Raw genomic sequence first — 12,215 nt, 5'->3', positions numbered from 1 at the left:
CGGCCGGGCCGCATTACGTTCGACACTGCGGAGGTTGCCAGGGTGTTCCTACACTGGGTCAACCCGCCATGTCGGCGCTCCTGGATGCTCGCGCCGTGCCCACCCCCATGCGATTGCCTGCAGTGCTGCTGGCGCTGCTGCCCTTGAATGCGCTGGCTGCCGAACAATGGATCGTTGCCACCGACCTGTGGGGCAGCAGGAACTACCAGACCCTGCAGGTGGACGTGCAGGACGGGCGTATCGCCGGCCGTCTGGACGCCGACCCGGTCACCGGCACCCTGGGTGCCGGGCAGATGGTATTCACCGCAACCGACAGCCAGGGCCAGCGCTACCAGTTCGACGGGCGCATTGACGGGGCGCGGATGCAGGGACAGAGCGATCAGCCGGACACCAACAACCGCGAGGCGCGTGCCGTCCACGCCTTCAGCGCCTGGAAAGTACCGGCGCGGGTTTCGACCGCACCTCAGCACCATGTGTTCACGCCGACGGACTACTCCAATACGTTCAGCGCCGACCGTGCGCCGGTGCTGGTGATCTGGCCGGGGGACTCGGTGCAGACCCGTACGCTGGACTCCGGCGGCGTGGACGAGAAGGGCGTCACCCGCGCGCTGTTCGGCAATCCACAGGTCGGGCCGTTTTTCGTGGTCGGTGCCGAACCCGGCGACACGCTGGCGATCACGCTTACCTCGTTGAAGCTCAACCGTGACTATGCCGACAGCCTGGATGGCCTGGTGGGACGCTTGAAGACGCCGCGGGTGGCGGCCGAAGCCACCGGGCTGGGCAAGCCGGTGCGCTGGCAGCTGGACCGCAGGAGGGGCGTCGCCCGTCCGCAGGGCGCAGGTGGTGGCCTGCGGCATTTCGAAGTGCCGGTGAAGCCGATGCTCGGCGGCCTGGCGCTGGCCCCCGGCTTCGGCTACCCGCCGTTCTCCACCGGCGATACCGGTGACTTCGGCGGCAACATGGACTTCAACGCCGTGGTCGAAGGCAATACGGTCTACCTTCCCGTGCAGCAGCCTGGTGCCCTGATGTACCTGGGGGATGGCCATGCGCTCCAGGGCGATGGCGAAACCACGCAGTGGGCGCTGGAGACATCGCTGGATGTGGTGGTGAAGGTCGAGCTGCTGAAGCAGCATGCGATCGCAACGCCGCGGGTGGAATCGGCAACGCAGATCATGACCCTGGGCCAGGGTGGCTCCAGCGATGATGCGCTGCGCATCGCCACCTCGGGCATGCTGCAGTGGCTGCGCCAGGCCTATGGGTTGACGCTGTCCGAGGCGACCCAGGTGCTGGGCGTGGCGGTGCAGTACCAGGTGGCCAACCTGGCCGGGCGCAGTGTGGGCGTGGCGGCGAAGCTGGACAAGGCACTGTTGCAGGGACTGCAGTTGCAGACGACAACGCAGCCGGGCCGCGCCGCCGTGAAGCCCGCTGCCAGGTGACCACTGCGCGGGCAGCAGCCGGGGAAGACGTATCCACCAGGAGTCTGTGATGAGTGCCGACGCCATCCGAAACCGCCGCGCTGCCTTCAGGGCGCTTCATGCATCCGGTTGCTTCCTGCTGCCCAATCCATGGGACGTGGGCAGTGCGGTGGCGCTGGCGCGGCTGGGTGCCCAGGCACTGGCTACCACCAGTTCCGGCCATGCCTGGGCCCACGGGCAGCCTGACGGGGCGATGGGTCGCAGCGAGATCCTCGCTCATCTGCAGGCGATGGTGGCGGCGACCGATCTACCGGTGAACGCCGACTTCGAAGATGGTTTTGGCCCCAGCCCGGAGGCGGTGCACGAGAGCGTGTCGATGGCGATCGCTACCGGTGTGGCCGGCCTGTCGATCGAGGATTCCACCGGCGATGCGGACCATCCGCTGCGCAGCATCGAGGACAGCGTGGCCCGGCTGCAGGCCGCGCGCCGTGCCATCGATGAAAGCGGGCACGACGTGATGCTGGTGGGGCGCGCGGAAAACTTCTTCGTCGGGCGACCCGATCTGGACGATACATTGGCTCGCATCCGCGCCTACGCGCAGGCGGGTGCCGACTGTCTGTATGCGCCCGGCATCCGGACCGCAGAGCAGATCCGCGCCGTAGTGGAGGCCGCCGGTGGCAAGCCGGTCAACCTGCTGATCGGTGCGCCCGGCGTGATGACGCTGCAGCAGGCCGCCAGTCTGGGCGTGCGCCGGGTCAGTGTCGGCGGTGCGCTGGCCCGCAGCGCGTGGTCCGGCTTTCTCGACGCCTCCCGGCAGATGCTTGCCAGTGGATCATTCGATGCGCTGCCGGCCACCCCGTCCGGTGCCGAGCTCAACGGGTTGTTCAAGCCGTAGGTGCGTGCAGGCTAGTGCGGCGGCGTCGGCGGGGGGGCCGTCCTGCCGAGCGCTTCGCGCACCGCGCGCTGCAGGCCCTGCACATGGAACGGTTTGGCCAGGAAGGGCGCTCGCCGATGCCTGACCGGCACCAGCTGGTCGTATACCGCTGATGCGAAAAGGTAGGGGATGCCCAGTTCGAGCAGCCGATCGGCTACAGGGAATACCACGCCATCACGAAGTTCCACGTCCAGCACGGCGCCATCGAAGTGGCCACTGTCGAGCATGCCCAATGCCTCGAAGACGCTGTTGGCGTGGGCGATTTCGTTGCCTTCGTCGGTCAGGGCCTGTTCCATCAGATCAGCCAGATCGAGCTGGTCTTCCACAAGGAGCAGGCGGGGTAGCGGTGCGGGTCGTTCGTTGTTGCTCTGCATGGTGTGTTGTCGTGCGAATGCTGCGTTGGTCCGGCAAGCATCCGCTTACCGGCATCAAGGCCGTGGCAGCCCGGTGTGGCTGTGATGTGCACAACAGCGACAGCAGCGCGCAACAGCATTCCACCGATGGTGCTGGTGCTGGCTGCAATCGTAGTTACCATTGGTAACTAATGAACAGCAGAGCCCCATCATGCATACCCATATTGTCGTGGCACATCCTGACCCGGCCTCGCTCACCCACGCGGTCGCCGCGCGGATCGGTGAGGCCATCGCCAACGCCGATGCCGGCAATACGGTCACCTCGGTGGATCTGATGGCCGAAGGCTTCGATCCACGTTTCAACGCCCAGGACCACGCGTTCTTCCGCAGGACCACGACGCTGCCGGCCGATGTCGCCGCCGAGCACGCCCGGCTGGATGCGGCCGATGCGCTGGTGCTGGTCTACCCGCTCTACTGGTGGTCGTTCCCGGCGCTGCTGAAGGGATGGATCGACCGCGTCTTCACCCAGGGCTGGGCCTATGACGAAGGTGCCGACGGCAAGGTGGAAAAAAAGCTGCAGCGGCTGCAGGTGCATCTGGTCGGGCTGGGCGGCGCGGGCCAGCAGATGATCGACCGGCGTGGCTATGGCGCGGCGATGAAGACCCAGATCGACCAGGGCATCTTCGACTACTGCGGGGCGCCGGTGCTGTCCTCCACGCTGCTGCTGGACGCCGACAGCGGCATGGCCGAAGCGCATCTGCAGACGGCAGTGGACATCGGACGTAAGATCGGAACCCCCGCGCCCTGACGATCTCCCTTGCCTTCCAGACCTGCCGCGCCCGAGCCCCGTCGCCGCCTGACCCGTGAACAGCGCGCCCGGCAGCTGCTGGACGTGGCGTGGGCGCTGGTTGGCGAAGAGGGCACCGATGCGCTGACCCTGGCCCGCCTGGCCGAGGCGGCCGGTGTCACCAAGCCGCTGGCCTACGACCACTTCGAAACACGCAACGGTCTGCTGGCCGCGCTGTATGCCGATTATGACCACAAGCAGACCGTGGTCTTCGATGAGCGCATCGGCAGTGCGAAGGCCCGGTTGAAGGATCGCGCGCATGCCATCGCCTCGGGCTACATCGATTGTGTGCTGTCGCAGGGCAACGAGATCCAGGACATTCTCGCCGCGCTGGCCGGATCACCGGAACTGCGTGCGGTACGCCGTTGCTATCAGCAGGATTTCATCGACAAGTGCGCGCAGTGGCTGGGCCCGTTCGCAGTAGAAGAGGCCGTGCCGGCTACCGGGCTGTGGGCCATTCTCGGTGCCGCCGAAACCCTGTCTGAAGCGGTTGCGGCCGGTGCGGTGGAACACACGGCTGCCGAGGCCGAGCTGGAGCGCGTGATCGTCGCCATCGTCAAGCGTGGCAGCTGAATCGTGTGGGCGAAGCGGCCTAGCGTTGCTCGACGCTGACTGATGGCAGTGGCACGTCACGCGGCAGGTCCGGCAACAGCTGTCGCAGCAGCTCCGGCATTGCCTGCATGGCGGCACCATCGATGTAGCGCCACTGCTTACCACCGACCTGCCGGATGGCGACCATGAAGGTGAGGCTTTTCACAGTCTGTGCGTCGGTGGTGAATACCGTGGTCCGCGGCACGAAGCAGACTTCTTCGTCGCCGGCAGCGTAGGTGCGGGTCGGTTCGCCGACATCATCGCTGATGACCTTCAGGCCCATGTCGCCGAGTGCCTTCATCGCATCGCGCGCGGCTTTCGCATACGCCGCGTCGCCGCCGGCAAAACGCTTCACGCTCGGATGCGTTCGCTCGATCATGGCATCGGTATCGCCACGCGCGAAGGTGGAGAGCAGAGAACGCACATCCTGCTGCAGCGCGTCGGTCTCGGCAGGGCTGAGTTCGCCGGCATGGGTGATTGCAGCGGCGAACATGCAGGACAGCGCAAGCATCCAGCACAGCAGTCGTCGATTCATCGGTGGGGGTACTCCTTCGGGCGCTGGACTATAGAGCGCATTGCCCGTGGTGTCTGCCCAGCCTGCCGGTCACGCGCGTTGGGCGTCGGCCATTCCGGCGCTTCCGGCGCTGGCGAAGCCTGCATCAAGCTGCGCACGTACCTGCTCATCGCGCGACGCACGGGAATCAGCACCCAGCACCACGTTGATCAGCCGCAGTGGCAGCGCGTACCCAGCGCACCTGCGACGGGCGGTGGCCGCCAGGCAGAAGCCGGCCGCCTGGGTGTAACCGGTCTTCAAACCATCCACGCCGTCTTCCCCCAGCAGCGCGTTCTGGTTGGCCTTGTGCAGGGTGTGGTGCACGAAGCGGCGCTGTGCGGTGATCGCCAGCAGATCGGGGTAGCGGCCAAGCACCTGCGCGGCCAATATCGCCATGTCGCGTGCGGTCGACAGATGCCCCGGGGTAGTGATGCCGGACACGGAAATGAAGTGCGTATCGTGCAGGCCCAGCGCTCGCGCGTGGTCGTTCATGTGCTGCGCGAACGCCGCCTGTGATCCGGCCAGGTGACGGGCCAGGGCGAGCGCGGCATCGTTGCCGGAGACTACCATCAGGCCCTCCAGCAGTCTGCCGAGGACGATGCTTTCGCCGGGCACCAGGCCCATCCGTGTTTCATCGTCGGCCACCTCGTGCACGTCGCGCGGGTCGATGGTGATCGTGTCCGACCACGAACCTCCCGACTGCGCGAGCAGGTCGTAGGCGGTGTAGGCGGTCATCAGCTTGGTCAGCGAGGCCGGTGGTCGTCGCAGATCCGCGTGCTGCTGCTGCAGGATGTCGAGCGAGACGGCATCGATCGTGATCGATGACACGGGCGGGCGAGGGGCGTGCGATGAAGGCATGGTTGCGCAAGCGTAGCCGGAAGTACGCATGCCGTGGGCATTGCCTGCACATCCTGCGAATACCCGCCACGCGATCCTGTGGAAATGGATTCCGACATCCGCATCGATGGCCGCGTGTTCGCCTACGTCTTTCCCTGTGCCTGGGAGGACTACGCGAAGATCGGCTTCTCGCGCGATCCGCTGGGCCGGATCAGTGCGCTGCATCGGCGCTGGTTCGAGTTCTTCGATCTGGAAGCAGGCGCGCTGGTCGAGGCGGAATCAGAGCGGGATGCACGTGACCTGGAACTGCAGTTGCGCCGGCCCTTCAAGCTGCATCGTGCGCCGGCACCGATGACGGTGCAGGACAAGGCCGGTGGGCACACCGAATGGGTGCGCGGGGCCAACGCTGCATTGGCCGAGGCTGTGCAAGCGCTGGCGCAGCAGGGCTATCACACCTATCCGCTGCGGCTGTGGCTGCGGGCTGCGATGGTCCAGCGCCTGGACCGGCTGCATGACTGGGCCGCAGTGCAGGTGCCGGAAGAGGAAAGCCTGCGTTCGCCCGTCGGCGTGGCCGCACTGCGCGACGCCATCGATGCGTATCGCGCGCTCGCTATCGATCCGCAGCCGTGGTTGCCCGAGCACCTGCAGCGCGGGTGGTGACACTGCCCGGGGCGGCCGGGGTGTTGCCCGGACGGGGTGCCCGGCGTGCATCGGGCGCTGCGGGAACGGGGCTGGCCAAGCGCTGGGCCAGGGCAACGTTGGTCACATGACCCTGCAGGAACAACAGACCGCTGAAGATGTTCATGATCGTGCCTCCACTTGAGTGGAATGCACGATACGGGCAGCATGGCGGTGCAAAAAGCGACATTTCCGCAAGGCCGACTTGAGAGGAATTCAAGCCTTATGTCCCGCCCACCGCTGCATGCCCTGCAGGGCTTCGTCGCTGCCGCACGCCTGGGCAACCTGTCCCGCGCCGCCGCGTCGATGAACCTGACGGTCAGTGCGCTCAGCCATCAGATGCGCCAGCTCGAGGAACGCCTGGGCCAGCCGCTGTTGATACGGCAGGCACGCGGTGTGGCCTTGACCCTGGAAGGGCAGCGCCTGCTGGATCAGATCGGCCCCCACCTGGATGCGATCAACGAAGCCTTCCAGCCCTACGCCGCCCGACCGGAGCATGTGCTCACCCTCAGCGCCGTGCCGTCGATGGCCAGCGCCTGGCTGGTGCCACGCCTGGGCAACTTCGTGGCGGCGCATCCGCAGATCGAAATCAATCTGCAGTCGAGCGAGCGACTGATCGACTTCGACCGGCAGCTGCAGTTCGATGCAGCGCTGCGGCTGGGCAGCGGACAATGGCCGGGGCTGGTGGTGGAACCGTTGTTCGACGAATGGCTGCTGCCCATGGCCAGCCCGGCACTGATCGAGCGCATGGGCGGCATCGGCCACCTGCCGTTGGCACAGTGGCCGCTGCTGGGAGACCCCGACGGCGCGTGGGGTGCATGGTTCGCGCTGACCGGGCAGCGCCCGCCGGCGCGGTACGTGGCGGTGCTGGATGATTCCGAAGCCCACCATCGCGCCGCACTGGACGGCGTCGGTGTTGCCCTGGGACGGGTGACGCGGGCGCGGCTGCTGCTGGATTCCGGCCAGTTGGTTGCGTTGTCGGACCGGCGCCTGAAAACCGCATGGCCGCATTGGCTGGTGTATCCGCAGCGCTCGGTGCGGCACCGTGGTTTCCTGGCCTTCCGCGAATGGTTGCACGCCCAGGCGGCCGAGCATGTGCGGCACATGCAGGCCGCAGACGCGGGGTAGCGCCACGCGGGCAGGCGCGACGCCATGGAGTGTGCGTCACCGCAACAGCGTGACTGCCTGCCCGGCACGCGCGAAGGCCTCGCCCAGCAGCGGCCCGGCCTTGATCGCCTGCACTTCCGCGAACAGTGCCTGCAACGCCGCTACGGGTCGAGAGATGGGCGCGGCGACCGCCTGCTGGATGACGGTGAAGCGATCGGCCAGCACGCGATGGCCGGGATGTGCCTGCGCCCAGGCCAGCAGGGGCTGGCGTACGCCGGCCGCTGCATCCAGCCGCTGCTGGTCGAACAGGGTGATGGCCGCGGCCGAGGTGTCGGCACGTTCAATCGTCGCGTGCCGCAGCTCACGGCTGAGGAACAGATCGTAGGCGGCGCCGCGTCCCACCGCGATGCGCAGCCCGTTGCGATCAAGGTCTGCAACCCGTTGCGCTGGACTGTCATCGCGCACCAGATAGGTGCCTTCGATCTCCACATACGGCGCGCTGAAGGCAATGCGGTCGGCACGTGCCGGGTCCACCGCCAGGAAGGCCAGATCCCATGCATCGTCGCTCGCCGCTGCAACCACCGACGCGGCCGCGTCGTGGCAACTGAAGCGTGCCTGCACACCCAGCCGCTGTGCCAGCGCGGTGGCCAGTTCCACCGACGGCCCATGTGGTGATTTGGCGTCGCCCTGGGCGAGCACCGGGTTGCCCAGGTTGATGGCAACGCGCAGGTGGCCCAACGGGGCCAGGGCATGACGGTGATCGGCCAGGGACATGGGCGTTTCCGGTACGGTGGCAGGCTGTCCAGCATGCCAGTCGGGCCCGTATCGTGCAGTGCACAGGGCTGCGATGCTGCCTTTCATCAACCTGCACGCCGAGCACGATCACCATGAATCCCATCCTGCATGTTGAAGTTCCGGTCGCCGATCTCGAACGCGCCGTGATGTTCTACGAGCACTGGCTGCAGGTACGCATCGAAGCGCCGATCGACCTGCATGACTGCCGGATGGCCTACCTGTCGTTCAACGACGCCGCCGCAGGTGCCAGCATGGCGCTGGTGCACGGCACCGACTACGTGCCGTCGGAGCACGGCCCGCGCATCTACCTGGGCGTGGACGATGTGGACCGGAGCCTGCAGCGTGCCCTGCAGGCCGGCGCGGTGCTGTGCTTTGGCCCGGCCGAGGCCGGTGGCTGGCGGGTGGCCGAGATCCGCGACAGCGAGGGCAACCGGATTGCCTTGCAGGCACCCGTCAACCCATAGCGGCAAGGACGGCAGCCGAACATGGCGCGGCGCTACACGGAGGTGCCCCGTGATCGCTGCAGCCAGTCGGCGATGGCCGGATCCAACCGCGGATCGTCGGGGAGGCGCATGCCGAAGCCCTGCTGCAGCACCTCGCGCACGTCCTGCACATCACGCAGCGGGCGCTTGGCCGGCGCCTGGCCCGGGCGGTATTCGGTGTAGTTGCCGCTGCCGATGGTGCGTCGCCAATCCGGCCCGGTCAGTGATGCACGCAGCTGGCCGGGAAAGCTCGACTGCGGATGCGTGCACACGTACCAGTTGCCTACCTCGTTGTCGATCGGCGCCGGTGGCTGCAGGTCGAAGCGGTACAGCGCCCGCCAGTCATCCCCCGCCTCGGCGGCGAGCATGAAGTCGCCATCATCCAGCGTCCGCACGCGGTAACGCTCGTGCGGTGTGTCCTGCACTGCGGTCTCGTGCAGGCGCAGCGGTACGGTCGGGGTCAGGCTGCCGAAGCCGGTATCGACCAGCCAATCCTCTTCCTGCAGACGCACCCGCAGGAGCAGATGCGTACGCGCAGTCAGCTCGCCCTCGGTGGCCGACAGCAGCACCCGTGCACTCAGTGGCTGCGCATCGAAGCCCAAGGCCTGCAGCAGCGCCAGGAACGCGCCATTGAGTTCGAAGCAGTAACCGCCGCGCTGCGCGTGCAGCAGCTTGTGCTGGACGCTGTCCAGGTCGATTGCCACCGCGTCGCGCAGCAGGCTGGTCAAGGTCTCGAACGGCAGCAGGGCGTTGTGGCGCTGCTGCAGCAGGGTCAGCCCGGCCAGGGTGAGCGGGGGCGGGGCATCCAGCTGCAGGCGCCGCAGGTAGCGGGGGACGTCGATGGGCATGGCAGGCATCACGGGCGGGGGGCTCCACTGTGATACCGCAACCGGGGTTGAGGTCAAGCGCATCCCGCCGGTGTCATCCCCCGGTCGTCTGCGGCCGGTACAACAGCGACAACTGCCCGCCGCTCGTGGCAGGAATCAATCCGGGGCTAAAGTTCTGCTGCAACCGGTCGATACAGGTGCGTCCTTCCGCCTGGAGTCTGTCATGTCGGCCGTCGTTCCCCACCTTCGGTCCCTGCGTAGCCGCGTTGCCGGGTTGCGTTCGCGTTTCCCTGGCCTGCTGCGCTGGTTGCAGCCCCATCGGCTGAGCGTCGCCGACAAGCTCAAGGCGACCCTGCTGGTCTGCAGCCTGGGCCTGGTGGCCATTGCCGCCGTCCATGCCTGGACCAGCCATGCGAGCAATCAGGCGGCGCGCGATCAGGCCAGCTACCAGCACGGCAGTGACCGCGTCGCTTCGCTGGCAGCGCGGGTGGCCGAGGCCCGGCGCCTGCAGACCCAGTATGCGCGAAGTTTCGACGATGCCGACCGCAGCCAGTTGCTGGCCACGCAACGGATGTTGAAGCAGGATCTGCAGGCGTTGCGTGCAATGCCGATGGATGCGGGTCGGCGCAAGGTGCTGCAGGCGATGACTGAAGCCGTCGACGCATTCTCACAGGGCATCGCCGCGTTGTTCGAGCGGGTGGATGAGATGGGGCGCGGCGACGCAGGCCTGGCCGCGCAGCTGCAGCAGTCCGCCGACGCACTGCAGGCACAGGTGGACGCGCTGGAGCGCCCTGCGCTTTCCCTGCATGTGCAGCGGATGCGGCGCCAGGAAGCGCTGCTGCTGCTCGATGGCGATTCCACCCACGCCGATCGTGCCAGCGAAGAAAAGCTGCCCTTCGATCTGGCATTGGCGGGCCTGCCAGCCGAGGTGCAGGAGCACGTGCGCACGGGCATGGAGGCCTACCAGGCCGCGCTGCTGGGCTATACCGCCGCGCGTGTCGGCCTGGACGTGGAAGCACAGTCGCTGCTCGAGACGGCGGCAGCCGTGGGCCCGGCACTGGCCGCATTCCAGCAGGCACAGACTGCGGGACTGGCCCAGGCGCAGCTTCGTCAGCAGTCGGGTGCACGGATGGCCAGCGTGCTGTTCGTGGCCACCCTGCTGCTGGTGGCCGGTGTGCTGATCACCAGCCTGGTGCTGGTCGTCCGCGCGGTGCGTCGACCGATCCAGGACACCCTGCGTTTCGCTGGCGATATCGCCGATGATCGGCTCGACACCACGCTGCGCGTGCACAACGCCAACGATGAGATCGGCCAGCTTGCGCAGTGCCTGGTCGACATGCAGCAACGCCTGCGTGCGCGGATCGAAACCGAGCGCGCGGTTGCGCGCGGCAACACGCGCGTGCGGCAGGCGCTGGACAGCGCGCAGACCGGCTTGATGGTGGTCGACGCGGAAGGGCAGGTGGCCTATGCCAATCCAGCGCTGCTGCAGTTGCTGGATCTTCCTGCAGAGACGTTGCTTGGCAGTGACGCGGTCCGCCTGCACCCGGTACTGGCGGGGCTGATTGGTGTCCGTCAGCGCGAAGAGCGCGAGATCGGCCACGCCGGCACCCGCTACCAGCTGATCGCCAACGCCATCGTCGAGGACGACCACTTCCTCGGCGTGGCAGTGGAATGGCGCAGCCGCGCGCTGGAGACACTGCTGGAAACCGAAGTGGCGGCGCTGGTCGACGCGGCGGCCCATGGCGAGCTGCAGGGGCGCATCGTACTGGAGGGCAAGCAGGGCTTCGTGCGCACGCTGTCGACCAGCATCAATCGCCTGCTGTCCACCTTCGAGGCCAACCTCGGCGATCTGCAGGCGCTGCTGGCCGCACTGGCACGCGGCGACCTGAGCGTGCGCCTGGAGGGCGACCTGCAGGGCGTGTTCGCCCGCATGCGTGACGATGCCAACGCCACCGTCGCGCAGCTGGGCCACATCGTCACCCGCATCCAGCAGGCCACCGTCCGCCTGGATGTGGGGGTGGGCGAAATCGTCGCCGGCCATCACGATCTTTCCCAGCGCACGGAACAGCAGGCCGCCAACCTGGAAGAAACCGCTGCATCGATGCATGAACTGACCGATACCGTCGGCCGCAACGCCGATGCGACGGAGCGCGCCGATGGACTGGTACGTGAGGCCGCCCGGGTTGCCGAGCGCGGCGGCGCCGCGGTCGGCCAGGTGGTGGCCACCATGCAGGGCATCAGTGCGGCGTCGCGGCGCATCGGTGACATCATCCAGCTGATCGATGGCATCGCTTTCCAGACCAATATCCTGGCCCTCAACGCGGCAGTGGAGGCCGCGCGTGCAGGCGAGCAGGGCCGAAGCTTCGCGGTGGTGGCGGCCGAAGTGCGCTTGCTGGCCCAGCGCAGTGCCGATGCGGCCAAGCAGATCAAGGGGTTGATCGAGGATTCGGTGACGCGGGTCGACCAGGGCAGTACGCAGGCCGAGCAGGCGGGTACGACGATGGACGAGATCGTCAGCAGCGTGCAGCAGTTGGCCGGCCTGCTGGCCGGTATCCGCAGTGCCTCGCACGAACAGCATGCGGGCATTGCCCAGGTAAACCAGACCGTCGTACAGATGGAGGCCAGCACGCAGCGCAATGCGAGCCTGGTGGAAGAAGCCGGCGCGTCGACTGCGCAGATGCAGACCCAGGTGCGGGCGCTGGCCGAAGCGGTGGCCGCGTTCCGGCTGCAGCCAGAGCGCCGGTCACGGGCGGCGGCGTGATGGCCTGATCGCCTTCGCCGGGCATGGCCCGGCGC

Annotated in this window: 13 protein-coding genes; 8 read left to right on the top strand and 5 right to left on the bottom strand. The window is 67.4% G+C overall.

Annotation, left to right across the window (positions count from 1 at the left end; translation table 11 throughout):
- The first annotated feature begins 95 nt into the window (after positions 1-95).
- On the top strand, positions 96-1,436 hold the full coding sequence (locus J2X70_RS15290; RefSeq protein ID WP_309911080.1) for an acetamidase/formamidase family protein: 1,341 nt from the start codon (positions 96-98) through the stop codon (positions 1,434-1,436).
- Positions 1,437-1,482: 46 nt separating this feature from the next.
- A complete protein-coding gene (locus tag J2X70_RS15285; RefSeq protein ID WP_301866957.1) occupies positions 1,483-2,310 on the top strand; it encodes an isocitrate lyase/phosphoenolpyruvate mutase family protein in 828 nt (275 codons plus the stop codon).
- Between the two features lie 11 nt (positions 2,311-2,321).
- On the opposite strand, the gene J2X70_RS15280 is transcribed toward J2X70_RS15285, so the two are convergent.
- The gene (locus J2X70_RS15280; RefSeq protein ID WP_309911077.1) at positions 2,322-2,723 is read right to left on the bottom strand and encodes a response regulator; all 402 of its coding nucleotides are present in this window, start codon (positions 2,721-2,723) and stop codon (positions 2,322-2,324) included.
- Between the two features lie 190 nt (positions 2,724-2,913).
- On the opposite strand from J2X70_RS15280, the gene J2X70_RS15275 reads away from it, so the two are divergent.
- Together J2X70_RS15275 and J2X70_RS15270 are read left to right on the top strand one after the other, a co-directional pair.
- The gene (locus J2X70_RS15275; RefSeq protein WP_025878634.1) at positions 2,914-3,510 is read left to right on the top strand and encodes an NAD(P)H-dependent oxidoreductase; all 597 of its coding nucleotides are present in this window, start codon (positions 2,914-2,916) and stop codon (positions 3,508-3,510) included.
- 9 nt (positions 3,511-3,519) lie between these two features.
- The gene (locus J2X70_RS15270; protein WP_309911075.1) at positions 3,520-4,122 is read left to right on the top strand and encodes a TetR/AcrR family transcriptional regulator; all 603 of its coding nucleotides are present in this window, start codon (positions 3,520-3,522) and stop codon (positions 4,120-4,122) included.
- Positions 4,123-4,141: 19 nt separating this feature from the next.
- On the opposite strand, the gene J2X70_RS15265 is transcribed toward J2X70_RS15270, so the two are convergent.
- Both J2X70_RS15265 and J2X70_RS15260 read right to left on the bottom strand, forming a co-directional pair.
- A complete protein-coding gene (locus J2X70_RS15265; RefSeq protein ID WP_309911074.1) occupies positions 4,142-4,675 on the bottom strand; it encodes a hypothetical protein in 534 nt (177 codons plus the stop codon).
- A 69-nt stretch (positions 4,676-4,744) separates the two neighbouring features.
- Positions 4,745-5,551 carry a serine hydrolase gene (locus tag J2X70_RS15260; protein WP_309911073.1) on the bottom strand — a complete coding sequence of 269 codons (807 nt, stop codon included), beginning with the start codon at positions 5,549-5,551 and terminating at the stop codon, positions 4,745-4,747.
- Positions 5,552-5,635: 84 nt separating this feature from the next.
- On the opposite strand from J2X70_RS15260, the gene J2X70_RS15255 reads away from it, so the two are divergent.
- Together J2X70_RS15255 and J2X70_RS15250 are read left to right on the top strand one after the other, a co-directional pair.
- Entirely contained in the window at positions 5,636-6,190 is a 555-nt protein-coding gene (locus J2X70_RS15255; RefSeq protein WP_025878638.1) for a GIY-YIG nuclease family protein, read from the top strand.
- A gap of 243 nt (positions 6,191-6,433) precedes the next feature.
- Positions 6,434-7,336, top strand: coding sequence for a LysR substrate-binding domain-containing protein (locus J2X70_RS15250; protein WP_032976453.1), 903 nt, complete (start codon positions 6,434-6,436; stop codon positions 7,334-7,336).
- Between the two features lie 36 nt (positions 7,337-7,372).
- Here J2X70_RS15250 and J2X70_RS15245 read toward each other — a convergent pair whose 3' ends face one another.
- Entirely contained in the window at positions 7,373-8,089 is a 717-nt protein-coding gene (locus J2X70_RS15245; protein WP_309911072.1) for a transporter substrate-binding domain-containing protein, read from the bottom strand.
- Positions 8,090-8,202: 113 nt separating this feature from the next.
- Here J2X70_RS15245 and J2X70_RS15240 point away from each other — a divergent pair, with 113 nt between their 5' ends.
- Positions 8,203-8,574, top strand: a complete 372-nt coding sequence (locus J2X70_RS15240) for a VOC family protein (RefSeq protein WP_309911071.1) — start codon at positions 8,203-8,205, stop codon at positions 8,572-8,574.
- A gap of 32 nt (positions 8,575-8,606) precedes the next feature.
- Here J2X70_RS15240 and J2X70_RS15235 read toward each other — a convergent pair whose 3' ends face one another.
- A complete protein-coding gene (locus J2X70_RS15235) occupies positions 8,607-9,440 on the bottom strand; it encodes an arylamine N-acetyltransferase (protein WP_309911070.1) in 834 nt (277 codons plus the stop codon).
- Between the two features lie 202 nt (positions 9,441-9,642).
- On the opposite strand from J2X70_RS15235, the gene J2X70_RS15230 reads away from it, so the two are divergent.
- A complete protein-coding gene (locus tag J2X70_RS15230) occupies positions 9,643-12,180 on the top strand; it encodes a methyl-accepting chemotaxis protein (protein WP_309911069.1) in 2,538 nt (845 codons plus the stop codon).
- The last annotated feature ends 35 nt before the right edge of the window (positions 12,181-12,215 follow it).

The sequence above is a fragment of the Stenotrophomonas sp. 1337 genome, from assembly GCF_031455455.1.
GTDB lineage: Bacteria > Pseudomonadota > Gammaproteobacteria > Xanthomonadales > Xanthomonadaceae > Stenotrophomonas > Stenotrophomonas indicatrix.
Note: the sequence above shows the minus strand (reverse complement) of the source record. Positions and strands in the feature narration are given on the sequence as shown.